General features: G+C 68.3%; 23 protein-coding genes. 9 read left to right on the forward strand and 14 right to left on the reverse strand.

Annotation, left to right across the window (positions count from 1 at the left end; translation table 11 throughout):
- Window positions 1-2 precede the first annotated feature (2 nt).
- The 6 genes from M3330_RS14995 to M3330_RS24495 form a co-directional block, all read right to left on the reverse strand.
- Entirely contained in the window at window positions 3-824 is an 822-nt protein-coding gene (locus M3330_RS14995; RefSeq protein WP_006553699.1) for an ABC transporter permease, read from the reverse strand.
- The gene (locus M3330_RS15000) at window positions 821-1,993 is read right to left on the reverse strand and encodes an ABC transporter substrate-binding protein (RefSeq protein ID WP_255025251.1); all 1,173 of its coding nucleotides are present in this window, start codon (window positions 1,991-1,993) and stop codon (window positions 821-823) included. The genes M3330_RS14995 and M3330_RS15000 overlap by 4 nt, the downstream gene beginning before the upstream one ends.
- Window positions 1,990-2,730, reverse strand: a complete 741-nt coding sequence (locus M3330_RS15005) for an ABC transporter ATP-binding protein (protein ID WP_033096325.1) — start codon at window positions 2,728-2,730, stop codon at window positions 1,990-1,992. Before M3330_RS15005 ends, M3330_RS15000 begins: the two co-directional genes overlap by 4 nt.
- Window positions 2,706-3,755 (reverse strand): acyl-CoA dehydrogenase family protein, encoded by a 1,050-nt coding sequence (locus M3330_RS15010; RefSeq protein WP_006553696.1) that lies wholly within the window; start codon window positions 3,753-3,755, stop codon window positions 2,706-2,708. The genes M3330_RS15005 and M3330_RS15010 overlap by 25 nt, the downstream gene beginning before the upstream one ends.
- Window positions 3,756-3,762: 7 nt before the next feature.
- A complete protein-coding gene (locus M3330_RS15015) occupies window positions 3,763-4,278 on the reverse strand; it encodes a DUF4242 domain-containing protein (RefSeq protein ID WP_016694511.1) in 516 nt (171 codons plus the stop codon).
- 114 nt (window positions 4,279-4,392) lie between these two features.
- The gene (locus M3330_RS24495) at window positions 4,393-4,485 is read right to left on the reverse strand and encodes a putative leader peptide (protein WP_363890111.1); all 93 of its coding nucleotides are present in this window, start codon (window positions 4,483-4,485) and stop codon (window positions 4,393-4,395) included.
- A 159-nt stretch (window positions 4,486-4,644) separates the two neighbouring features.
- Here M3330_RS24495 and M3330_RS15020 point away from each other — a divergent pair, with 159 nt between their 5' ends.
- Window positions 4,645-5,175: a TetR/AcrR family transcriptional regulator gene (locus M3330_RS15020; RefSeq protein WP_232333447.1), complete on the forward strand. Its 531-nt coding sequence runs from the start codon at window positions 4,645-4,647 to the stop codon at window positions 5,173-5,175.
- A 26-nt stretch (window positions 5,176-5,201) separates the two neighbouring features.
- Here M3330_RS15020 and M3330_RS15025 read toward each other — a convergent pair whose 3' ends face one another.
- Window positions 5,202-6,320, reverse strand: a complete 1,119-nt coding sequence (locus tag M3330_RS15025) for an energy-coupling factor ABC transporter permease (protein ID WP_255025257.1) — start codon at window positions 6,318-6,320, stop codon at window positions 5,202-5,204.
- Window positions 6,321-6,454: 134 nt separating this feature from the next.
- Between M3330_RS15025 and M3330_RS15030 the strand changes: the two genes are divergently transcribed.
- Both M3330_RS15030 and M3330_RS15035 read left to right on the forward strand, forming a co-directional pair.
- Window positions 6,455-7,681 (forward strand): acyl-CoA dehydrogenase family protein, encoded by a 1,227-nt coding sequence (locus M3330_RS15030; protein ID WP_033096324.1) that lies wholly within the window; start codon window positions 6,455-6,457, stop codon window positions 7,679-7,681.
- Window positions 7,682-7,847: 166 nt separating this feature from the next.
- Window positions 7,848-8,600, forward strand: coding sequence for a TetR/AcrR family transcriptional regulator (locus M3330_RS15035; RefSeq protein WP_024102069.1), 753 nt, complete (start codon window positions 7,848-7,850; stop codon window positions 8,598-8,600).
- A 16-nt stretch (window positions 8,601-8,616) separates the two neighbouring features.
- Here M3330_RS15035 and M3330_RS15040 read toward each other — a convergent pair whose 3' ends face one another.
- A complete protein-coding gene (locus tag M3330_RS15040; protein ID WP_255025258.1) occupies window positions 8,617-9,429 on the reverse strand; it encodes an alpha/beta fold hydrolase in 813 nt (270 codons plus the stop codon).
- A gap of 22 nt (window positions 9,430-9,451) precedes the next feature.
- Window positions 9,452-10,987 carry an ABC-F family ATP-binding cassette domain-containing protein gene (locus M3330_RS15045; RefSeq protein ID WP_039585018.1) on the reverse strand — a complete coding sequence of 512 codons (1,536 nt, stop codon included), beginning with the start codon at window positions 10,985-10,987 and terminating at the stop codon, window positions 9,452-9,454.
- Between the two features lie 193 nt (window positions 10,988-11,180).
- Between M3330_RS15045 and M3330_RS15050 the strand changes: the two genes are divergently transcribed.
- The 3 genes from M3330_RS15050 (at window position 11,181) to M3330_RS15060 (ending at window position 15,487) form a co-directional block, all read left to right on the forward strand.
- Window positions 11,181-12,950, forward strand: a complete 1,770-nt coding sequence (locus M3330_RS15050; RefSeq protein ID WP_255025259.1) for a penicillin-binding transpeptidase domain-containing protein — start codon at window positions 11,181-11,183, stop codon at window positions 12,948-12,950.
- A 78-nt stretch (window positions 12,951-13,028) separates the two neighbouring features.
- On the forward strand, window positions 13,029-14,708 hold the full coding sequence (locus tag M3330_RS15055) for an NTF2-like N-terminal transpeptidase domain-containing protein (RefSeq protein WP_050993558.1): 1,680 nt from the start codon (window positions 13,029-13,031) through the stop codon (window positions 14,706-14,708).
- 104 nt (window positions 14,709-14,812) lie between these two features.
- Window positions 14,813-15,487 (forward strand): sulfite exporter TauE/SafE family protein, encoded by a 675-nt coding sequence (locus tag M3330_RS15060; RefSeq protein WP_255025262.1) that lies wholly within the window; start codon window positions 14,813-14,815, stop codon window positions 15,485-15,487.
- Window positions 15,488-15,508: 21 nt separating this feature from the next.
- Here M3330_RS15060 and M3330_RS15065 read toward each other — a convergent pair whose 3' ends face one another.
- The 5 genes from M3330_RS15065 to M3330_RS15085 all read right to left on the reverse strand — a co-directional run bounded on the left by M3330_RS15065 (window position 15,509) and on the right by M3330_RS15085 (window position 20,975).
- Window positions 15,509-16,981: a peptide MFS transporter gene (locus tag M3330_RS15065; RefSeq protein WP_033096407.1), complete on the reverse strand. Its 1,473-nt coding sequence runs from the start codon at window positions 16,979-16,981 to the stop codon at window positions 15,509-15,511.
- A gap of 129 nt (window positions 16,982-17,110) precedes the next feature.
- A complete protein-coding gene (locus M3330_RS15070) occupies window positions 17,111-17,491 on the reverse strand; it encodes a DUF3054 domain-containing protein (protein ID WP_006552707.1) in 381 nt (126 codons plus the stop codon).
- 134 nt (window positions 17,492-17,625) lie between these two features.
- A complete protein-coding gene (locus M3330_RS15075) occupies window positions 17,626-18,180 on the reverse strand; it encodes a YceI family protein (protein ID WP_039585015.1) in 555 nt (184 codons plus the stop codon).
- An 89-nt stretch (window positions 18,181-18,269) separates the two neighbouring features.
- Window positions 18,270-19,391 carry a YbhN family protein gene (locus tag M3330_RS15080; RefSeq protein ID WP_228044692.1) on the reverse strand — a complete coding sequence of 374 codons (1,122 nt, stop codon included), beginning with the start codon at window positions 19,389-19,391 and terminating at the stop codon, window positions 18,270-18,272.
- Window positions 19,392-19,475: 84 nt separating this feature from the next.
- Window positions 19,476-20,975, reverse strand: a complete 1,500-nt coding sequence (locus M3330_RS15085; protein WP_039585012.1) for an adenylate/guanylate cyclase domain-containing protein — start codon at window positions 20,973-20,975, stop codon at window positions 19,476-19,478.
- A 174-nt stretch (window positions 20,976-21,149) separates the two neighbouring features.
- Here M3330_RS15085 and macS point away from each other — a divergent pair, with 174 nt between their 5' ends.
- The 3 genes from macS (at window position 21,150) to M3330_RS15100 (ending at window position 23,715) form a co-directional block, all read left to right on the forward strand.
- Window positions 21,150-22,352, forward strand: coding sequence for a MacS family sensor histidine kinase (macS, locus tag M3330_RS15090; RefSeq protein WP_006552703.1), 1,203 nt, complete (start codon window positions 21,150-21,152; stop codon window positions 22,350-22,352).
- Window positions 22,352-22,978, forward strand: a complete 627-nt coding sequence (locus M3330_RS15095) for a response regulator transcription factor (RefSeq protein WP_006552702.1) — start codon at window positions 22,352-22,354, stop codon at window positions 22,976-22,978. Before macS ends, M3330_RS15095 begins: the two co-directional genes overlap by 1 nt.
- 62 nt (window positions 22,979-23,040) lie before the next feature.
- Window positions 23,041-23,715 carry a DUF1707 domain-containing protein gene (locus M3330_RS15100; protein ID WP_006552701.1) on the forward strand — a complete coding sequence of 225 codons (675 nt, stop codon included), beginning with the start codon at window positions 23,041-23,043 and terminating at the stop codon, window positions 23,713-23,715.
- Window positions 23,716-23,728 lie beyond the last annotated feature (13 nt).

Raw genomic sequence — 23,728 nt, forward strand, 5'->3', positions numbered from 1 at the left:
GGTCAGAGCGGGCGGTCGGCTTCCTCGACGCTCACCGGCCTCCGCCGTTCGCGCAGCAGGTGCCGCGCCGCCCAGTCGAGCCAGAACCCGAGGAAACCGATCACGACGATCACGGCCATGACCTGGTCGTAGGCGAGCTGGTCGCGGGCGTTGAGGATCTGGTAACCGAGACCGGACCGCACGCCGAGCATCTCGGCGGGGACGAGCACGACCCACGCGATACCGAGACCGACCCGCAGACCGGTCTGCACCTGCGCGCGGATGGCCGGCAGGACGACGGTGGTGAGCAGTTCGAGTCGCGTCGCACCGAACGAGCGGGCCACCATCAGATAGCCCTGGTCGATGCCGTGCACACCGGCCGCCGTGTTGATGACGATCGGCCAGATCGCGGCGGCGGCGATGAGGAAGAATACGGGCTGGTGGCCGATGCCGAACAACGCCACGGCGATCGGCGCCCACGACAGCGGCGAGATCATCCGCAGGAACTGCATGATGGGCATCGTCGCGCGCTCGACCAACGGGTTGAGTCCGATCAGCAACCCGAGCGGGATGCCGAGCGTCGCGGCGATCAGCAGACCCACCAGCAACCGCCACAGGCTCGCGAGCGTGTCGGGCAGCAGGACGCCGCGTGCGAACAGGTCGACGATCGCCGGGAAGACGTACTGCGGGGCGAAGTCCCGCACGAGCGAATCCGGCGCGACGAGCACCGTCGTCACCAGCCACCACAAGGCGATCGCGATGACGATGGCGACGGCCTGGGGGACGAGGGGCAGCTGCCGGACGGTGCGGGCCGTCTCCGGCGCCGTGCCGGTCGGGGCGCTCACGAAGGATCGACCTCCTCTGTGCGGGTGAGATCGGCGGGAAGGCCGAAGGCATCGGTGCCGTCGACGCGGGTGAGGGATGTGCGGACGAAGCGGTCGTCGACGAGGTCGTCGTGCACCGTCGCAGGGTCGAGACGAGAGAGGAACCGTGTGTCGCCGTCGACGACGGTGTCGTGCATCGCCTCGATCAGTGCCGCGGTGAAGGTCGGGAAGGGGAACGGCTGGTACCCGATGCGTTGCGGCTGCCACTGCGGGTGCATCGTGCCGGCCTCGCGGTCGGGATAGGTGAGGGCCTTCGTGATCGCGGGCAATGGCTGCGGAAGGTATCCGGCGGACAACATCGCGGCCGCGGCCTGACGGTCGGCGCCGATCTGCAACTGGGCGGAGACCACCGAGTCGGTGAGGGACTGTACGGCGACGGGGTCGCGTTCGATCAGGTCCTCGTGCACGAGCAGGGCGCAGCACGCGTGGTCGCGCCACACATCACCGAGGAAACGGTGGATCCGCCCCACCCCGCGGACCTCCGCGGCGGCGTTGAACGGATCGGCGACGGTGAACGCGGCGATCGAGCCGTTCGCCAGGGCCGGGATCATGTCGGACGGACCCATCACGACGAGGCCCACGGTACGGGCGGACTTCGACGGCGCCTCCCGCACGACCGGTGTCAGTCCGTGCGCCCGCAACAGCTGTTGCAGAGCAATGTTGTGGATCGACCACCAGAACGGGATCGCCACCGTCTGACCTGCGAGATCGCTCAGGTCGGTGATGTGCGGGGCGACCGTCAGCGCCGAGCCGTTGGTGTGGTTCCAGCCGAGGATCCGCACGGAACTACCCAGGCTGTACCGCAACTGGACCGCCATGGGCATGAGCAGGTGCACGACGTCGACGCGCCGGCTGATGAAGGCTTCGGCGAGCGACGCCCAACTGCGGAAGAGCACCGGCTTCGCGGAATCGACGACGCCGGAGGGATACAGGCTCGACCCGTGCGCGACGAGCAGCGGCGCGGCGTCGGTGATCGGCAGGTAGCCGATGCGCAGTTGCCCCGTGCGATTGGCGCGGTCGGTGGTCGCGGTGCGCGCGAGGTCGATCGTGCCGGCAATACCCCCGGCTGCCGCGAGGCCGAGCGCACCGCGCATGAGGGTGCGACGGCTGAACAGAACCGGATCGGTCATGTCGCGGACAGCGACGAATCGCGGTAGTGCGCCAGGATGGCCGGACGCAGCGCGTCGCGGTCGAGCGCAGACATGCCGCCGAGCGCCCATTCCTGCTGCACCACACCCGAACTCCCGAACAGTGCGATGCGGTCGGCGAGTTCGAGCGCCTCGTCGATGTCGTGGGTGACGAGGACCGTCGTGAAACCGAGATCGCGCGCGAGTTCGCCGAGCCACGACCGCAAATCGGAGCGGGTGGCCGGGTCGAGGGCGCTGAACGGTTCGTCGAGCAGCAGCAGTCGCGGACGCACCGCGACGGCGCGGATGACGGCGATGCGCTGGGCCTGACCACCGGACAGCTGGTCGGGGTAGTAGCCGGCGAGCGCGGAGAGGCCGAAACGCTCGAGGAGCGAATCGGCGTAGGCGGTGTCGAACCGCTCGCGGTGCGCGGCGAACCGTCCACCGAAGGCGATGTTCTCGCGCACGGTGAGCCACGGCATCAGGAAGGGCTGTTGGAAGACCATCCCGGTGTGCGGACGGTTGTCGCCCTCGGTGTCGGGCCAGTCGACGGAACCGCGATCGAGGTGATCGAGACCCGCGACGATCCGCAGCAGCGTCGACTTGCCGCTACCGCTGCTGCCGAGCACCACGAGGAACTCGCCGGCCGCGATATCCAGATCCACCCCCTGGAGAACCGGGCTACGGCGACCGGCGAAACTCTTGTATCCGTTCGCTATTCGTACTGCGACAGTTCCCACCGCAGCTGTCCTTCCGACGGCGATTGAATGGGCAGGAAGGCCGCCTCACGGAATCGGCGGTTGGTGGCGCTGGCCGTCGCGTATCCGGCACCGCCGCGCAGTGTCGCTTCGAGGCGGGTCGCGGCGACGGCGACGACCGAACCGTCGAGACGCAGGCGGATGAACTCCGCAGGAGCGATCGAGGTGGGATCGGTGGCGAAGCGGTACAGCCGTTCGCGCAGTGACTCGTACTGCGCCGAAAGCTCTTCGTACTCACCGGTGAACTGCTCGCCCAGTCCGTGCAGACGGCCGACGGCCTCAGTGAGCGATGCGCGTGCCATGCCGACGCAGAACGAGGTCTGCAGCATCATGAAGGTGGGCCGGATCGAACCGCAGAAGTTTGCGAGATCCTCGGTGAGGATGTGCGACTGCGGAATCCGCACACCATCGAGCTTCAGCGAGGTCGACGACGTGGCGCCGAGTGCGAGCAGTTCGGGTGAATCCGCGATGGTGATGCCCTCGGCGTCGGCGCGGACGACGGCGACGAGGCGATCACCGTCGGCGGTGCGGGCCGGGAAGACGATCACCGAGTCGGGAAAGACGTTGGACGCCCAGTGGATCGGGCCGGTGACGGTGATGCCGTCGTCGGTTCGTTCGGCGACGAGGGGGAGCTCGCCGAGACCGGCAAGATGCTTGAGCGCCGCGGCCATGGCGGTGACGCCGATCGTGCGGCCGGACGCGAGGTCGTCCCGGTAACGATCGCGCAGGAACTGCGGTGCGCGATCGATGTATTCGAGCGCCATGCGCTGCGCCCACAGCGAGAAGCCGACGGTGAGCGATTCGGCGGCGACCTCGTCGATGACCGCGACCATCTCGGAGAGACACTCCCCGCTCAGCCCCTTGCGGAGCAGGCCGAGCTCGCCTGTACGGGCGATGTCGGTGCGGATGTCGGTTTCTCCGCGATCGAGAGCAGCTGCGCGATCGCGTACGAACTCTGCGATCGCCGCGCGCTGTTCCTCGCTCGTCCGGTCAATGGCCGCGGTCATCGGATGCTTATCCTTCGAGGGAGTGGAGACGGTCGATGGGCGTGCTGACGACCTCGCGGGCGCGCACGACGGCGGCCTCGTCGGGGGCGTTGTAGAAGCACAGGCACTTGTCCATGTCCTCGCGGACGTAGGTGCGCAGGAAGCTCACCTCGGGGACGTCGGCGTACTTCGGTGAATTCGCCTTCTTGCGCGCGAGGTAGGTCTCCATGTCGATGGTGTCGGGGATGTCCCACTCGACGAGGTAACCGGCCTCGGGGCGGGTGGCCTTGATCTGGTCGAGCTCGGCGCCGACCAGACGGACCTCGTTCGGGCCGACGATCTCGGCGACATCGAGGGAGGCCGACTCGAGCTGGGCGGGGCGGCAGGCGTCGAACTCGGCGATCGCGAAGACACGCGTGCCGCCAGTGGTGACCTGCGATTCGATCAGTTCGCCGCCGGCGGCGACGACAGCATCGTCGAAGGCCTTGATGGCAGCTTCGGCCTGGCCCTCGGTGGGGACGAGTTCGTAGAGATACAGCGACATGGGGTCACCTTCCGGGAAAGCGGGTTGGAACTGTGACCGGTCCGGGCACGGCGGGGCGCCGTTTCGTCTTCGGACGGGGCGACTACGGCATGCGGCGCACGCAGACGAGGCCGGTCAGAGAGAGGAGCGACAACACGCAGCAGTCGACACCCGCACGAGATCCACGTGCAGGCGGCGAGTCAGAAGGCTGTGTGTCACGTGCTCCACCGTACTGTGAATAGAACGGTCTGTCTATCGCGCCCTGTCCGTTACTCTGGGTACGTGCGTACGTTCGTCGAGAGTGAATCGATCGGCACTCCGAAGGGCACGGCCGGTCCGAAGGGGAGAGCCGAGCGATCGCCGTCCAAGCCCTCACCCTCCACACGTCTGCTCGACACCGCGAGCACGCTCTTCGCCGAGCACGGCATCCGTGCGGTGGGCATCGACCGCATCCTCGCCGAGGCCGGCGTCGCCCGCGCGAGCCTCTACTCGTCGTACGGGTCGAAGGATGCACTGGTGCTCGCCTATCTGGAGGATCTCGACCAGCGCGACCGGCAGCGGTGGCACGCCGCCGCCGAACCGCTCGACGATCCGATCGCGAAGATCCTCACCTTCTTCGATCTCGCGATGCAGTCGGCGCCGAAGAAGAACTTCCGGGGATGCCAGTACGCCAACGCCGCGACGGAATTCCCCCAGGAGCCTCTCGAACCGGTGCTCGCGCACCGGGAATGGCTGAATTCGACGCTCGTCGACCTGCTGAATCTCGCCGGGGTGACCGAATCCGAGGTGGTGGCCGGGCGCGTGCAACTGATCTACGACGGTGCCTTGTCCGGCAGCAAGTTCGAGCACTCCGTCGAACCGATCCGGCTCGGCCGCGACATGGCTGCAGCGGTCATCGAGACGCATCTCCCCCGCTGACCCGGGGTCCGCGTCGACCTGTGGACTCAGCCTGCCGAGTTGCTCCGTTGCTGTGTGCGGCGCTCCGTGGTCGCGGAGATTGCCGGCCGCGGCACGAGAGCGCGGAAACACACGCTGGCCAACACGAAGGTGCCGAGCGTCCCCAGCACCGCGGCCACACCCGTCGAACCGGGACGGTCGTCGATGGTGTAGTCGGCCAGTGCGCTGTCGGCGAGCCGATGTTCCTCGACGTCCCGTGCCATGCAGTCGCCTGTGAGATCCTCGGCGAGCGAGTCGATCTCGCAGCCGCGTGAGGTGGCCACCTCGAGAGCGCCGGGGGTGTCGACGGCGAGCGGCGCGAGGATCCCCGCGACGACGAGCGAGGTGAACGCCAGGCCGATGAACAGCGTCCCGCGAGCGCGCGGACGCGGAGGCGGGGGCGGCGAGGCGGTCGTGTCGAGAGGATTGACCGGAAGCCGGGTGAGATGGACGGATTCCGGGGAGATCCGCGCAACGGCGAGCACGACGGCGGCCGTCACCACACCCTCGACCAGCCCGACGGGAATGTGCGTGGCGTAGAGGAATCCGATGTTCGACACCGGAACCGCAAAGGTGCCGCCGAGGGCGTACTCGACGACGAAACCCGTCACCGCCGCGAGGACCGAGACGAACCCTGCGACGAACGAGACCAGACCGAGCATGACGAACCGCCGCACCCCGTGGTGTTCGCACAGTGCGCGCAGCGCCGTCGCGGCGAGGAAACCGGCGGCGATGGCGACGAGCACCATGTTCGTGACGTTGGCGCCCAGTGCCGACAGGCCGCCGTCGGCGAAGACGAAGGCCTGCACCACGAGGACGATCGTCAATGCGACCGCACCCACGAACGGGCCGAGCAGGATCGCCGCGAGCGCGCCGCCCACGACGTGGCCGCTCACGTCCGGCAGCACCGGAACGTCGACCACCTGCAGGGCGAACAACAGGGCGCAGACCACCGCCGCAGTGGGCACCGACCTCTTGCTCAGGTCGCTGCGTGCGTACCAGGCGGCGATGCTGACCCCGATCACGGCGATGACGAAGAACCACGCGGACGCGCGGTCGGCGATCAGGCCGTCGCCCATGTGCAGGGCGAGGACGTCCGTGCCGGCGAACCCACTCGTATCGACCATCTCCGATGTCCCTCCCACCGACGGAGTGCTCTGCGGCGAAGGCTAGTACCGGCATCGGGGGAGGCGGAGCGTTTTCGAGAGCTCGGCGGGACGGGAGCCTGGGCAAAAAGTGAAACCCGTTCTATATTTGCGCCATGTACGAGTGGTCCGACACAGACCTCATGTTCCGCGATGCGCTTCGCGGTTTCATCGAGAAGGAAATCCGCCCGCACGTCGACAGTCTCGAATCGGGAGAACTGCCGCCGTACGACATCATCCGGAAGTTGTACGCGACTTTCGGCATCGACGAGATGGCCCGTGAGTCGCTCGAACGCGCCCTCGCGAAAGAGGAACGCGGAGAGAAGCCTTCGGGGTCGTCCGGTGGTACCGGCGGGTCGCCGGGGATGGCGGCGTTGCTCAACATCGAGATCGCCGGGGTGAGCCTCGGGCTCATCGCCTCGCTGGGCGTCAGCCTGGGCCTGACCGCGGGCACGATCCGCAGCCGCGGCACCCTCGCGCAGAAGAAGCGATGGCTGCCCGAGTTGGTGACCTTCGAGAAGGTCGGAGCGTGGGCGATCACCGAACCCGATTCGGGTTCGGACGCCTTCGGCGGGATGAAGACGACGGTGCGCCGCGACGGGGAGGACTACGTCCTCAACGGCCAGAAGACCTTCATCACCAACGGTCCGTACGCCGACGTGATCATCGTGTACGCGAAGCTCGACGAGGGCGACTCCTCGGTGGATCGCCGCGACCGCAAGGTGCTCGCATTCGTGCTGGACAAGGGCATGGAAGGGCTCACCCAGAGCCCGCCCTTCAAGAAGATGGGCATGAACTCCTCGCCGACGGGCGAGCTGTTCTTCGACAACGTGCGCCTGACCCGCGACCGGCTGCTGGGTGAGACCGAGGACGGCGGTCGCAGCGACGGCAAGGACAGCGCGCGCGAATCCTTCGCCACCGAACGTATCGGCATCGCCTATCTGGCCCTGGGCATCATCGAGCAGTGTCTGAAGCTGTGCACCGAGTACGCGAAGTCGCGGAAGCTGTGGGGCAAGGAGATCGCACAGTTCCAGTTGATCCAGCTCAAGCTCGCCGAGATGGAGATCGCGCGGGTGAACGTCCGCAACATGGTCTTCAGCGCGATCGAACGCACGCAGGCGGGGAAGCCGGTGAGCCTGTCGGAGGCGTCGGCGATGAAGCTGTACTCGTCGCGGGCTGCGACCGAGGTGGCGATGGAGGCCGTGCAGCTCTTCGGAGGAAACGGATACATGGCCGAATATCGCGTCGAACAACTCGCGCGTGATGCGAAATCGTTGATGATCTACGCCGGTAGTAACGAAATTCAAGTAACACATATCGCGAAGGGATTGCTCGCACAGTAAGCCCTGAATACGACCGCTCGAAATTAGCAAAAAGGACAATTTTCGGAGGGGGGATGACAATTCCCCCACTGTGTCGACTATTGTTCGCCATGAGAAAAGTTATGCCGGTCGCCGACGAGGGGAGCGACCGGTCCGGAGGGGAGTCCGAGCGGAAATCGGGGGAGCGATGTACGCGGAACGAAGGGACGGCGAAAAGCCGTCGGTCACGACGGACGGCAGGAGCGCTCGCGCAGAGCGCACCCGGCAGGCCGTCATAGAGGCTCATATCGCGCTCATCAGGGCGGGAGAGCTCAAACCCACAGGGGCGCAGATCGCCTCGCGGGCCGGGGTGTCCCTGCGATCGTTGTGGGGACACTTCGGCGACCTCGAGACATTGTTCGCCGTCACCGGCGCCGAGCTGATGCGGCGCCAGGTCGACGCCTACGAGCCGATCGATCCGTCGCTGCCGCTCGAGGAGCGGATCGACGCCTACTGCAGGCAGCGGGCGGAGATGCTCGAATACATCGCGCCGTTCGCACGGTCGTCCGAGATCCGGGTGCCGTTCTCGCGCGAGTTGCAGCGCAACCGCGTGCGTTATCTCGACCGGGCGCGATACGAGATCGGGGCGTTGTTCTCCGACCAGTTCGAGGGCGTCGACGGCACCGTCCGCACCCACATCGAGAACCTGCTGGGTGTGTCGACGACCTGGCCCACCTGGGTGTCGCTGCGGGACGTACTGCGTTTGCCGGTGCCCGAAGCCGTCGAGGTCATGAAGCGGTCGGTGTCGGCGCTGCTCGCGGAGGCATCCGGAGCCGGCCGGCAGCAGGCGGTGGCCCGTGTTGCGCAGGAGAAGGCCGCGGTCGCACCGCACCGGAGGGCGCAGCAGTCCCGGCCGGTGCCGGCGATGACACCGCGGGAACAGGTCGTCGTCCCGGCCTGAGCGCCCGGCCTGAGCATCAGAGCGTGTCGGTCGGTTTCCGACCGGCGCGTGCCGAGAGAAAGGTCTCGACCGCAGGCAGCGCGGCCGAGACCGTCTCGGCATGGTCCACCCCGCGCAGGATCGCGAGTCGCGCACCGGGGACGGTGCGCGACAACGCGCGGGTGTCCTCCACGCGCAGGCGATCGTCCGACCCGACGACGGCGAGTACGGGCACGTCGATGTCGGCGAGCATCTCGTCGTCGATCCCCGGTTCCCGATCCGACCGGCGGAAATAGGCGGCGAGAGCCTGCGCGTCGTTCTTCAGGAAGGCCGAGCGCGTCGCGGGATCGACCGGCGTGCGACGCCGCTCCTCCCAGGCACGGACGAAACCGTCCATGCCCTCGCGCTCGAGCACGTCGACGGTGCCGGGGAAGAACATCGCGTCCATCGATCCCGCCTGGGGGCGTGCGCTCCCGCCGAGCAGCGTCAGACTCGACAGTCTGTCCGGAGCGTCGACGGCGAGCGCGACTCCCGCACGGGCGCCGAACGAATAGCCGACGTAGTGCACCCGGTCGACCCCGGCCGCATCCAGGACGGCCAGCAGGTCCCCGACGATCGCGTCCATCGCGTAGGCGTCCTCGTCGTGAGGGGTGTCGCTGCGGCCGTGCCCACGCAGGTCGGGCATGACCAGCCGGAAATCCCCGCTGAGTGCCTTCACGTAGCCGAAGGCCCGCCACACCGCCGACGACAGGGCACTGCCGTGGACCAGCAGCACGACCGGTGCCCCCTCGGGACCTGCCGTGGTGAACCGGATCCGGGTGCCGTCGGCGGGATTCGTCGCGTGGCTCATCCCAGCAGTATCGCCGAACGGCTCACCGCCCGAGCTCGACCGACCGATCCACCTCCACCTCCTCCAGGAATCGTTCGTCGTGCGAGACCACCACGAGCGCACCGCTGTAGGCACGCAGGGCCTGGGTCAAGTGCGCGAGACCGGCCAGGTCGAGGTTGTTGGTGGGCTCGTCCAGCAGCAACAACTGCGGAGCGGGATCGGCCGCGAGCACGATCGCGAGCGCGGCCCGCAGTCGTTCCCCACCCGACAGTGCCCCCACGGCGACCTCGGCGTGCCGGCCGCGGAACAGGAAGCGCGCCAGACGTGCCCGCACCTGCTGCGGAGTCAGGTGCGGCGCACGATCCTCGGCGTTCTCCGCGACCGAACGATCGTCGTCGAAGATGTCGAGCCGCTGCGGGAGCAACGCGAAGGGAACGTGGGGTTCCGCCTCGACGATGCGGTGCAGCAGGGTCGTCTTCCCCGACCCGTTGGGGCCGCGCAGCGCGATCCGTTCCGGCCCGACGATCTCGAGCGGTGCGTCCGCCACACGCCGGCCGGGTGGAACCGCGGTTCCGGGCAGGTCGATGCGGATCTCCGGATCGTCGCGCACGGCGTCCTTCGCGCGATCGAGGTTCTCCCGTGCAGTGGTCAGATCCTCCTCGTGCTCACGGCGGAATCGCCCGGCGGATTCCTGCGCCTGCCGTTTGCGCGCGCCCATGACGATCTTGGGTTCGCGCTTCTGCTCGTACATCTTCTGCCCGTAGCGTTGCCGCCGGGCGAGCGTGACGTGCGCCGCCGCCAATTCGCGTGCCTGGCGCCGCACGTCGTTACGGGCGTCCCGCACTGCGGCCCGTGCCGCCTCCTGCTCCTCCGCGACGATCCGTTCGTACTCGCCGAATCCGCCGCCGAACAGGCGCAGAGCCCCGTTGCGCAGTTCGGCGATCGAGTCCATGCGGTCGAGCAGTTCCCGGTCGTGCCCGGCGACGAGCACCGTGCCGGGGAACCGGTCGAGCGCATCCTGCAGGCGCGCACGTCCGTCGGCGTCGAGATTGTTCGTCGGCTCGTCGAGCAACAGCGCGTCCGGCTCGTCGAGCAGGCGTGCGGTGAAGGCGAGCAGCACCGTCTCCCCGCCGGAGAGCTGACCGACGGTGCGGTCGAAATCCCCGACGTCGTGCAGGATCCGGTCGAGGCCGACGCGATGCATGAGCGCAAGAGCGCGGTCCTCGATGTCCCACCGATCGGCTACGACCTCGAAGTCCCGATCGTCGAACGATCCTGATTCGATGCGGCGCAGGGACTTTCGGATATCTCCGATGCCGAGGACGGAATCGACCGGCACCGTCGGATCGAGGGTCACGTCCTGAGGGAGGTAGGCGACCCGTCCCCGCACCGTCGACGAACCGGAGGTCGGGCGGAGTTCACCCGCGATCAACCGGAGCAGGGTGGTCTTCCCGCTTCCGTTGCGTCCCACCAGGCCGATCCGCCCCGCCGGGACGACGGCGTCGAGATCCTGCACGGCGACGGTGCCGTCCGGATGGGCGTAGGAGAGTGCGGACAGCGTGATACCGGATGAAGACATGATGGCTCCCGAAGGGTGAGGGTCGATTGCGCGAGTGCGCGGGGGACGGGACCTCTCACAGGAGCAACGGACTTCTCCGATCGACGGGTACGGGATGCGAACACCATGGTGAGCCCGCACCGTCCGGGATGCAACCGAATATTTCACCCCGACTCCTACCTGCGATAACAGGCACGGGCTCGAAAGTGCAGGCATGATCGGGACCGTGTGGATCCGACTGATCGGTATGGGAGTCGCGACAGTCACGGTGCTGTCGCTGTCGGCGTGTGCCCTCGGCCCCGATCAGCCCGAGACGATCGCGGAGGAGTTCGCTGCCGCTCTCGACGCCGGCGACGTCTCCGGAGCGGCAGCGCTGACCACCGATCCGGTAGCCGCGGAGTCCGCGATCGATGTCCTCTTCGCCGGCCTCGGCCACGACGACCCGACCGTGAGTGTCGCGGGGACGGGCGACGGCGACACCTTCGACCTCGACGTGACGTGGAGCTTCGGGGAGGGCCGCGACTGGTCGTACCGCACCACCGGCAGCGCGACGGAGGACCCCGAGGCCGACGCGTGGCGGGTCCGCTGGGACCCCACGGTGCTGTCACCGGAACTGGCGGGCGGCGCGTCGCTGGAGTATCTGACCACCGTCGGCGCCCCGCCGACGATCTTCGACCGGGCCGGGCGGCCGCTCATGGGGGAGCAGGTCGTCACCGTCGTGAACCTGGATGCCACCGCCGATCCCGCCGCGGTCGCTCCCGTGCTGGCCACGGTCGTCCCGACGATCACGGCGGAGAGTCTCGCCGAGCAGGTCGCGGTGGCCGCCGGCGGCGCTGCGGGAGTGATCACACTGCGTGAGGAGGACCTCGCACCGATCGAGGATCGTCTCGCCGCGCTGCCCGGCGTGACGCTCGTGCCGCAGACCCGTCTGCTCACCACCGAGCGCGACCTCGCCTCGCCCGTGTGGTCCGGCCTCGCCGAACTGTGGCAGGAGGGGCAGGACGCCTCGGCCGGCTGGGTGATCCGGCGGGTCGCGGCGGACGGCACGACGAGCCAGGTCGCCGGCGAAGCCGGACCGGAGGCACCCGACCTGACCAGCACGATCGACCTCGACCTGCAGCGACGGGCCGAGGAGGTCCTCGCGGGTTTCGACACGCCCGCGGTGATCGTCGGGATCGAACCCTCGACGGGCGCGATCCGCACGATGGCCCAGAACGACGCGGCCGACGCCGAGGGGCCGATCGCCGCGACCGGCCTCTATCCGCCGGGGTCGACGTTCAAGGTGGTGACGACGGCGGCGGCGCTCGATGCCGGGCTCGCCGAACCCGACACCGTGCTGCCGTGCCCGGGCGTCGCCTCGGTCGGCTCACGAACGATCCCGAACGACGAGAACTTCGATCTCGGCCCCGTGCCGCTGCACACCGCGTTCGCGTTCTCGTGCAATACGACCATGGGGCAGCTCGCTCTGGACCTGCCGCCCGACGCCCTGCGCGCCACCGCGGAACGCTTCGGTCTCGGCATCGATTACGTCACGCCCGGTCTCGTCACGGTCACGGGTAACGTGCCGGTCGCAGACACCGATGCTGCCCGCGTGGAGGCAGCGATCGGACAGGGTCGGGTGACGGCGTCGCCTTTCGGGATGGCGCTGGTCGCAGCCTCGGCGGCGAACGGCCGCACGCCGGTTCCGACGATCGTGGAGGGGCAGCCGGCGACCGCGGATCGGGAGGCCGAACCGATGCCCGAGAACGTGCTGACGGCACTGCGAGAGATGATGCGCGAGACTGTGATCGAGGGTACAGCCGGCACGTTGCGCGACATTCCCGATCTGACGGGGAAGACGGGGACGGCGGAGTACGGTGACAACGTCGGGGCGCACGGCTGGTTTATCGGATCACAGGATAATCTTGCCTTTGCGGTGTTCGTGTCGGGGGCGGACGGCTCCGCCCCTGCCGTCGAGGCGGCGGGTCGATGGCTGAGGGGGTAGGACGCGTGGCGCAATTGTGATGTGTTCGTGCACAACGCGTGCTGGCATCTCGTGTGACTGAAGTGAAGGTTGTTACATATGAGATTTCGTGATTGGCGGGGGAAGCGGGGGCGCATCGTCGCGCTGGCCGTGTGCCTCGTCGTGGCTGTCGTCGCTCTGACGACGGTTGTGTTCTCGGATTCTCGAAGCGAGGCGCAACGCCTCGTCGACGACTTCGTTGCCGCCCTCGACGATCGTGATGCGGGCGCAGCGGCGGCCCTGACCTCCTACCCGAACGCGGCGGAGGAAACGATCTCGCAGATGTACGACGGTCTGTCCGACGGCACCGTCGACTACGACGTCACCCAGCTGGTCGAACTCAACGACGACTCGGGATACTTCACGCTCTCCGCCGGCTGGAATTTCGGTGAGGGCAAGGACTGGTCGTATCAGGTCACCGGTTCGGTGCGGAAGCTCGCCGTCGGCTGGCGTGTGTCCTGGGACCCGGAGGTCGTCGTCCCCGACCTGTCCGGCGGACGCACCGTCCACCACGTGCGCACCGACGCCGCGCCGCCGAAGATCTTCGACCGCACGGGCCGCCTCCTCATGGAGGAACAGACCATCAACGCCGTGGTGCTCGACCCGGCGGCGATGCCCGACCCCGTCGACACCACCACTCGTCTCGCGGCGGTTCTCGAGCCGGTCGCACCCGTCATCACCGCCCAGCTGATGCAGGAGCGGATGGCGGAGAACCCCGGAAACCGGATCACCGCGGTCAAGCTCCGCGACCAGGACTACCAGTTCCTCGAGGGCGGCATCGTGTCGATCCCCGGGGTCGAGGTGCTCACGACACCCACCCTGATCAGCGCCGATCGGCGGATCTCCACGCCGCTGCTCGACTCGCTGCGCTCGGCCTGGCAGCTCGAACGCGACCGGACGGCAGGCTGGGCGGTCACCCTCGAGGATCCCGAGGAGGGCCCGATCCAGGTGGCGGGCTTCCAGGGCCCGCCGCCTCCGGACCTGCAGGCGACCGTCGACTCCCAGGTGCAGCTCGCCGCGAAGGAAGCGGTCGTCACCGCAGGTACCCCGGCCGCGGTGGTCGCCATCCAGCCCTCGACCGGTGGCATCCTCGCCGCCGACGTCAACAACTGGGCCATGGAACTCGGTCCCGTCATCACCCACGGTCTCTACCCGGCCGGCGGCGTTCTCGATCCGGTCCGGCTCGCGGCCGGCCTCGAGCACGGCGTCGATCCGAACGACGTGGGATCCGATGACGTCGCCTCGACCGCCCGTCGCCTCGGCCTCGGCGTCGACTACGACGTGCCGGGCTTCGAGTTCGAGACCTCGCAGATCGGGCACAACCGCTCCGGAGTTGTCCAGTTCGCCGGATCGGATTCCGACGAGAACCTGATCACGCCGCTCGGCGCCGCGGTGCTGGCCGCCTCGGTCGCACGGGGCAGCGTCGCTGCCCCGACGATCGTGCAGGGCCAGGAGACGGTCGTCCACGACGCCCCCGAGGCGCTGCCCGGTTCTGTGATCGACGCCCTGCGCGGCATGATGATCGACAACGTGCAGAACGGTCCGGCGTCCTTCCTCCGCGGACACGCCGGTCTCGCGGGTATCGCCGCGGCGAGCGGTGAGGACCGCTGGTTCTTCGGCTACACCGGCGGCGACCTGGCCTTCGCGGTCTTCGTCGCCGATGCCGACGGCGGCGACCGCGCGATCAAGATGGCCGACACCTTCCTGCGCAAGCTCGGAGAACCCCTGCTCGGGGAGTGATCGGCCGGAGGCCGGTCCATGGTGCGCTGATCGGCCGGAGGCCGGTCCATGGTGCGCTGATCCGCCGGAGGCCGGTCCGCGGCGTACAGGTACGTTGAGCGACCGTGACCGTCCTCGACCTGGCACTGCTCGTGGTTGCCGGATTCTTCGCGGGTGTCGTCGGGTTCGTCACCGGCCTGGCGTCGATCGTCTCGTATCCGGCGTTGCTCGCCGTCGGCCTCCCGCCGGTCGCGGCGAACGTCACCAACACCGGCCCCCGCGTGTGGTGGTGGACGCTCTACGCCGCGCTCGGCGGCGTGGTCGGCGCGGCTGTCCTGCTCGTCGCGCCGCCCGACTCGTTCGAGGCGATCGTTCCGGGTTTCGTCGCGCTCGCCGCTCTCGCGCTGCTGCTCCAACCACGCATCCGCACCCTGGCCGGCGGTCGCGACCTGCCGCGGGTGTTCTCCGTGGCGGTCTTCGTCGTCGCGGTCTACGGCGGATACTTCGGTGCCGGCGCCGGCGTCGTCTTCTACGCGCTGGTGCTTATCTGCACGTCCGAGCAGATTTGGCGCGCGAGCATCCTCAAGAGCTACCTGCTCGGCGTCGCCAACCTGGTCGCGGCGATCGGGTTCGCAGTCTTCGGACCCGTGCACTGGGGTGCGGCGGCCGCCATGGCCGTCGGCGCGTTCGCGGGTGGCTACTGCGGTCCGCCGCTCGTGCGGCGCATACCCCCGAACCTGCTGCGCGTGGGTGTCGCGCTCGCAGGGTTCGGGTTGGCGGTATGGCTCGCTCTCCGCTGAGCAGCGTCCTGTGCAGTGGTGCTACTGCACGCCGTGCATGAGCTTCTTGATGTGCGGCGCGAAGAGGGCCAGCACGATGCCCACTGCGATCGACGCTCCGCCGATCCACAGGTAGTACGGCACCTCGTTGTTCTCGTCGTAGAACCCCGCGAGGGTGCCGGCCATGGCCGTACCGCATGCGACGGACAGGTAGAACAACGCGACCATCTGCGTGTGGAAGTTCTTCGGCGCGAGCTTCGTCGACAGCGACAGTCCGACGGGGGACAGGAACAGCTCGGCGAAGGTGAACAGCAGCAGGATGAAGACCAGTCCGAGCAGCGGAGCGCTGTTGGGGCCGCCACCGGCCATGGGGATGAAGCACAGGAAGGCGATGCCCATGATGATCGTGCCTGCGGCGAACTTGATGGGCGACGAGGGCTGACGCGGTCCGAGTTTGGTCCACACGGCGGCGAAGACACCCGCGAACAGGATGATGAAGACCGGGTTGATCGACTGCACCCAGGACGGCGGGAACTCCCACCCGAACAGATTACGGTCCAGGCGTGTGTCGGCGTAGACGGCGACCATCGTGAACTGTTGCTGGAAGAGCGACCAGAACACCGCGCTCGCGATGAACATCGGGATGAACGACAGCACCCGGCTGCGCTCGACCGGCGTGATCTGCTTGCTCGACAGCATGAGGACGAAGTAGGTGATCGTCGCGATGATGGTCAGGGCGACGACGATGTCGGACATGTTGCTCGTCGTGACGAGGCCGGTCAGCGCGGCGACCGCGATGAGGACCACGGCGACCAGACCGATCCCGGCGGCTTTCGTGCGCGTCTCGGCGGGAAGCGGATGGGGTGGCACCTTGCCGATGTCGCCGAGATGCTTGCGGTAGATCGTGTACTGCAGCAGGCCGAGGAACATGCCGACCGCGGCGAGACCGAAGCCCCAGTGGAAGCCGTAACGCGTCTGTAGGAAGCCGGTGAGCAGCGGGCCGACGAGCGCGCCGATGTTCACGCCCATGTAGAAGATGGAGAAACCGGCGTCGCGTCGCGGGTCCTGCTCGTCGTAGAGATCGCCGACGATCGACGTCGCCGTGGCCTTCAGACCACCGCTACCGAACGCGACCAGCACCAGGCCGATACCCACCCCGACGAAACCGGGCAGCACCGCGAGCGCGATGTGGCCGAACATGATGAGCACGGCGCTGTAGAACAGGGTCCGTTCGGAACCCAGCAGCCGGTCGGCGATCCACGCCCCGAGAATCGTCGACAGGTAGACCGTGCCGCCGTAGGCGCCGACGATGGAGGTCGCAGCCCCCTGGCTGATCCCCAGCCCGCCCTCGGATGCCGAGTAGTACAGGTAGTAGATCAGGATGCCCTGCATGCCGTAGAAGGAGAATCGCTCCCACATCTCGACACCGAACAGGTTGGCCAGGGGTAGTGGCTGACCGAAGAACCGATGGTCGGATCGCGACCCGGTCAGAGTAGGTGGTTCCAGCGTGGACATGATCTCCACTGTTCCACCGCACGGGGCGCGAGCGCGAAAAATTCGCGTATCCCGCGGTCGCAGATCACACTTCGCGTGCGAGTGCGAGAGCTGCGACCGGAGGGTCGGTACTGGTCGACCTCGGCGAGGTCAGTGAGCGTCGACCTTGCGGTGCTGGAGCAGTCCGACGACCACGCGCCAGCCCACCAGGAACAGGCCCAAGAAGATCGTCGCGACGATGATGAAGGCGGTTGCGGTGCCCTGACCGGTGACGGCCCGTAGCAGCATCCCCACGACGAGGGTGCTCACCCACACGAGCAGTCCGGTGGGAACGGCCGCGAAGGCGTCGAACTTGTCGCGGTAGAGCCACGCGGTGAAGAACCATCCGACGGTGAGTCCGCCGAGGAACGGCCACGCCGTTCCTGCGAGCCCCACGAGATCGAGCACTTCGTCGTGACTGGAACGACCGAGCACGGCGAATACGACGACGAGAACGACGTCGATCGCCAACGCCGGGATGTACTTCTTCACGGGTCCAGAGTAGCGGCGGCGCGGGGCGCGTCGGAATCTCCGGCGCGTGCTCTCGAGCACGATCCGGACCGGTAGAGCGGGTGGAACGCGGCAGCGCCCCTGCCGGAGCAGGGGCGCTGTCTGTGCGAGAGGGGTCAGGCCTGCAGGCCGGCCTCGATCTCGAGGGTGATGGTGATCTTGTCGCCGACGACGGCTCCGCCGCCTTCGAGCGGCATTTCGATGCTGATGCCGAAATCCTTGCGGTTGATGACGGTGGTGGCCTCGAAGCCGGCGACCGGGCCCTGGCCCATGCCGGGGTTGACGCCGTTGAACTCGAGCTTCAGGTCGACCGGGCGGGTGACGCCGTGGAGCGTGAAGTCGCCCGTGACGATGTAGTTATCACCGTCGGCACGCACGTCGGTCGAGGTGAAGGTGGCGACGGGGAACTGCTCGGCGTCGAAGAAGTCGGCGGAGCGGACGTGCGCGTCGCGGTCGGCGTTCTTGGTGTTGATCGACTTGACGTCGATCTCGGCGTTCACCGATGCGGTGCCGTCCTCGGCGACGGTGATGGCGCCGGAGAAGTTCTCGAAGGTGCCGCGAACCTTGCTGACGACGAGGTGCCGGACGGTGAAGCCCACGTTCGAGTGGACGGGATCGATGGCCCAGGTGCCGGTGGTCAGGCCGGGGAAGGTGGTGGTGGCGGTCGTCATGGTGGTCCTCCTCGATGGTCAAACTTTCAACTGCCTGTCGACAACCATGCCACCAAATAGTTGCATGCGCAACTACATCGTGAGGTGGATCACGCCGGCTCGGGATTCTCGACCGGACGCCGCCGCCGCTCCAGGGCGCTGCGCTCGTGTTCTGCGCGCTCGGCGATCGGATCGATCTCGTCGGGTCCGTTGCCCCGGTACATCGCGGCGACGGTGGCCCAGCCCGCCAGGGCCACGAACGCGAAGCTCACCATCCGATACACGAAGACCGCTGCCAGCGACTGCGACGCGCTCAGCCCGGCAGCGGTGAGCGTCGCGATGAGGGTGCCGTCCACGAATCCGAGGCCGCCCGGTGCGAGCGGCACGCTGCCCACGGCCTTCGCCGCCGCGAACGCGATGAACAACCCCGCCACCGACGGGGAGCCGCCGACAGCCCAACACGCCAGTCCGAGGCACGCGACATCGGCTGCACGGTGCACGGCCGACCACGCCACCGCGGCCACACCGTCGCGACGCGCGAGTTCGACGGACTCGAGCTGCGCGAGGGTGCGTTCGAAGACGTCGAAGCCGGTGTCCCTCGGCTTCCTCGTGATGCGGTTGACCCGACGGAGCACCCACGTGCCCGCCGCCTCGATCGACGTGGGGTTCTTCGCGACGTACCGCAGGCCGAAGATCAACGCGATCGCGCCCGCGAGCGACAACACGAGAGTGACGGGGCTGATCCGGCTGCCGACCGCGAACGCACCGATCATGCCCACCGACGCCAGGGTCACGGCCGCGATGACGCCGGAAACCGCGAGTTGCCACGAGGCGACCACGGGGGTCGCACCCCACTTGCGGGTCTGCTTGTAGGTGAAGGCCGTGGAGAAGACCGGACCTGCGGGCAGGGTCACCGCCATCGCCGTGCTGCCGTAGATCACCGACGCCGAACGCCAGTGCCCGACGCGCACCCCGCCGGCGCGGAGCAGTCGCTGCTGCACTCCCGCGAAGCCGCTGAGGGAGATCATCTGCGCCAGCACGGCCGCCGCGAACCAGCCCCAGTGCATCTCCGTGACCGCGCGCCACGAGTCGCTCATCGTCGGCCACAGGTAGATCGCCTCGACCGTCAGCAGAGCCACGAGGGCGATCGCCGACACCCACTTGATCCACCGGAACGAGCCCCGACGCGGCGTGGCGTCGGGGCATGGAGGATCGTCGTGCGGCTGCGCCACGCTGTTCACCGTAACCGACCGTCGGGTCACGAAGAGGGCGCTGTGGCCGTTCCGCGTCGTTCGCGGGTGTCGCGGGACGGACCGTCACTCGTCCGTCGAAGTGTCCGTCCCGTTCGCTTCTCCGGGGGCTCCGGGATAGCGAACCGGCCATGCGAGATGGGTCATCCGCCGCCGGCCGCGAAGCTGCACCTCGTCGCCGAGTTCCCAGTGGCTGCGCTCCTCGTCGTCCGCGAAGTACAACGCGCTCGACGACGCGAGAACCCTACTCGGACGCAGTTTCGCCAGCTCGGTCAGGCGCGAGGCCTCGTTGACCGGGTCGCCGATCACCGTGTACTCGAAGCGCTCCGCCGCGCCGATGTTGCCGGCCACCGCGAGTCCCGCCGACACGCCGATCCCGACATCGAGTCCGGTGATCTCGTCCAGAGCGAAACGCAGTTCGCGGGCCGCCGCGAGCGCCGCCGTGGGGGCGTCCGGCCGGTCGAGGGGAGCGCCGAAGATCACCAATGCCGCGTCGCCCATGAACTTGTTGACGAAGCCGTGATGATGGTCGACCACCTCGACGACGACACGGAAGAACTCGTTGAGCAGTTCGACGACCTCGCTCGGCGGGCGCTCGGCGGCCGTCGCCGTCGAACCCACCATGTCGACGAACAGCACCGCGACGTAGCGCGTCTCACCACCGAGCTCGGTGCCGTACTGCAGGGCCCGGCGCGCGACGTCCTCACCGACGTGCTGACCGAACAACTCCCGCAGACGCCGGCGTTCGTCGGACTCGGCCATCATGCGGTTGAAGCCGACCTGTAGGCGTCCGATCTCACTGCCGTCGAACACCTCGACCTGCACTCCCGAGGCGCCGCGCTGCACGCGTTCGATCGCCCAGCGCAACTGCTTGATCGGGTCGGAGATCTGCGCCGACGTCAGCAGCGACAACACGAGCGCGAGACCGATCGACGTCACCGCGAGAGCGAGCACGGACAGGGCGAGCGCGTCGGCGTCGAAGTCGGTGTTGGCGCTCAACTGCGTCACGCACAGCAGCACGATCCCGGCGACCGGCATGAGCGTGCCCAGGCCCCAGGTCATGGCCAGGCGCGTGCCGACGCCGGGAGCCATCGTCCGGTCGAAGTTCCCCTCGCTCAGCGCCCGCGCGGCGACCGGCCGCAGGATGCGTTCACCGAGCATGTAGGTGAAACCGAAGGTGCTGGTCGCGGCCATTGCGACGGTGACCGAGACCGCCACCGCGAGCGACGGCATCTCCTCGGCGGTGAGGAAGACGAAGAGCACGCCGCCGAGCAGCCACAGACCGAGGTGCACGATCGCCTGTCGCAGCGGGGCGTGCAGGGCCGCCATCTGTTCGGCCCGGGTGGGCGGGCCGCCGCGGAGCTGCCACCGGACGACAGAGCGCAGCGTGATCGCTGCGGCGCCGAGGCTCACGATGCCGGCGAAGACCAGGTACACCGCGAAGACCGCGAAGTTGCGGACCCGATCCGCGATGATGGCGTCGGTCTCGGCGATGGGGATGCCGTACCGGACGAAGGCGAACACGAGCATCGCACCGAACAGGTTCGACGCGCCCATGGAGACCATGTAGAGCGGCCAACGACTCCGCAAGGTGGCGGCGACAGCTCGGTACGACCTCAGCACGACTTCAAATCAAACCACTGTGCGGACGGTCACAGGATGGGGCGGTCACTGTTGGAGGCGCGGAGTGGTTGGATTCACTCGCCCCACCTACTGTGACGAAAGGTGCGAAACGTACACATGAGGCCGCCTCCGACCGGTCCCGACGCGGATGCACCCCTGTGGCGGGCCGCCCAGGTCTTCCGGCTCGTGACCGTCGCATATGCGGTGGGATCGCAGTTCTCGACCGTCGTGAACTACACCCGTCCGGGCTTGTCGTGGTTCTTCACCGGGGTGCTCGTGACGTGGTCGCTCGTCTCGGCGGTGTTGCTCTCCCGCGAGGCACGACTGCGCCGCACGGTCACCGTGGTGGACCAGATCCTCGCCGTCGCGTTGATGGCGGCGACCCGGCTGGTCGCCGACCACGACTGGTACAGCAACCACCAGACCATGCCCACCACGCTGTGGGTCGCCAACGCCGTGCTGTCGGCCGCGATCCTCGGCGGTCCGCTCACGGGCATCGGCTCGGCGCTGCTGATGTCCGTCGTCAGCGCGGTGGTGCGCGACCAGATCAACCTCGACCTGTGGCGCGACGCGACGGCGCCGGTGCTCGTCGCGTGCGGTGTGGCAATGGGTTTCGCCACCACCACCGCGCGCAGTGCGCACCGGCAACTCGAGCAGGCCGTGCGCGTGGCAGCGGCCACCGAGGAACGGGACCGGCTCGCCCGGCAGGTGCACGACGGCGTGCTGCAGGTGCTCGCGCTCGTGCAGCGGCGCGGACTCGAGCTGGGCGGTGATGCGACGGAACTCGCCGAGTTGGCCCGCGAACAGGAGACCGCGCTGCGCCAGCTGATCTCCGAACAGGACACCGACGTCGACCGCGGCGGTGAGCATGCCGACCTCACCGCCCTCGTCCGGGCCAGGGCCGGGACCGGTGCGACGGTGTCCGCGCCCGCCGGCCCGATCATGATCCCGCGGGATCGAGCGGAGGAACTCGCGGCGCTCACGACAGCGGCGCTGTCGAACACGCAACTGCACGCCGGCGCCGGTGCCGCCGCCTACATCCTCCTCGAGGATCTCGGCGACGAGATCGTACTCAGCATCCGGGACGACGGCGTCGGGATCGAACCGGGCAGACTCGACGAAGCTCGCGAACAGGGACGCATGGGGGTGTCCAAGTCGATCGTCGGGCGAGCGGAATGGCTCGGCGGCGTCGCACTGCTCGACAGCGATGTAGGCGAAGGAACCGAATGGGAGATCCGGGTACCGAAGGGGAATGAGTGGCCGAGCTCAGCGCGGAAACACACGAGAACAGCACAGAGGAACGCAGCACCGTCAGCGTGATGGTGGTCGACGACCACCCGATCTGGCGCAACGCCGTCGGACGTGACCTCGAGGAGGCCGGGTTCACCGTCGTCGCCGAGGCCGACGGTGTCGCGAGCGCCGCGCGCCGTGCCGCCGTCGTCCGCCCCGACGTCGTGCTCATGGACATGGCGATGCCCGACGGCACCGGCACCGAGGCGACCCGCGCGGTCCTCGAGGTCTCCCCGGACAGCCGGGTGCTGGTCCTGTCGGCGTCCTCCGAACGCGACGACGTCCTCGGCGCGGTCAAGGCGGGCGCGTCCGGCTATCTCGTGAAGAGCGCCTCGGTGCACGAACTCGTCGACGCCGTCCTCGCGACCGCGCGGGGACAGGCCGTCTTCACCCCCGGACTGGCCGGGCTCGTGCTCGGCGAGTACCGCCGGATGTCGAACGACGTCGCCGACCGGAGACCCCCACCGACCCTGACCGGCCGGGAGACCGAAGTGTTGCGTCTCGTCGCGAAAGGGTTGTCGGCGAAACAGATCGCAGCGCGACTGACGCTCAGCCACCGCACGGTGGAGAACCACGTCCAAGCGGCGCTACGCAAACTGCAGCTCGCCAACCGCGTCGAACTCACCCGCTACGTCATCGAACAGGGCCTCGAATAGCGCCCCGCACAGTGGCTCCGACGACTTCGGAGGCATACCGTTCGTCCCGTTAAGCTCAAGGCATGGAACCGAAGGATCTGCGGGTGTCGGACGCCGAGCGCGAGCACGTCGGCGAACTTCTGCAGCGGGCGGTCGGGCAGGGAATGCTCTCGCTCGGGGAGTTCACCGAACGGATGGACACCGTCCTCGCGGCCAAGACCCGAGGCGACCTGAACCAGGTGCTCGTCGACCTGCCCGGTATCCAGATCCGGCCCGAGTTCCAGGAGCAGAATCTGCCGGGCATGTCGCAGGCGCACTATCCGGCGCCGAGTGCGGCCGGCTACCCCGCGCCGAGTGCAGCTGCTTTCCCCGCGACCGGCCAGGGCGCTCCTCTCGTGATCAAGGGCCGCGTCTCCGGCATCGAACGCAAGGGTCGCTGGCACGTGCCGCCCGCCGTCGTTCTCGACACCGTCGCGTCCTCCGTGACCCTCGATTTCACCGAAGCGGTGATGCAGACGCAGGTCGTGCGGATCGACGTGAGCGACTACCTCAGCTCGATCAACATCGTGCTCCCCGCCGAGGCCACGGCCGACGTCAACGGCGTCGAGAACGTCGCGTCGAGCGTGTCGTCGAAGGTGCGCGGCGGAGCGCCGTACGGACCGCTGCACGTCGTGGTGACAGGCAAGGTCCGCGGCGGGAGCTTCAACGTCACCCATCCGCTGTCCACGCGGCTGCGGAAGTTCTTCAACGGCAGCTGACCCCGGAAACACC

The sequence above is a fragment of the Rhodococcus sp. GA1 genome, from assembly GCF_024321955.1.
GTDB classification, from domain to species: domain Bacteria; phylum Actinomycetota; class Actinomycetes; order Mycobacteriales; family Mycobacteriaceae; genus Rhodococcus; species Rhodococcus pyridinivorans.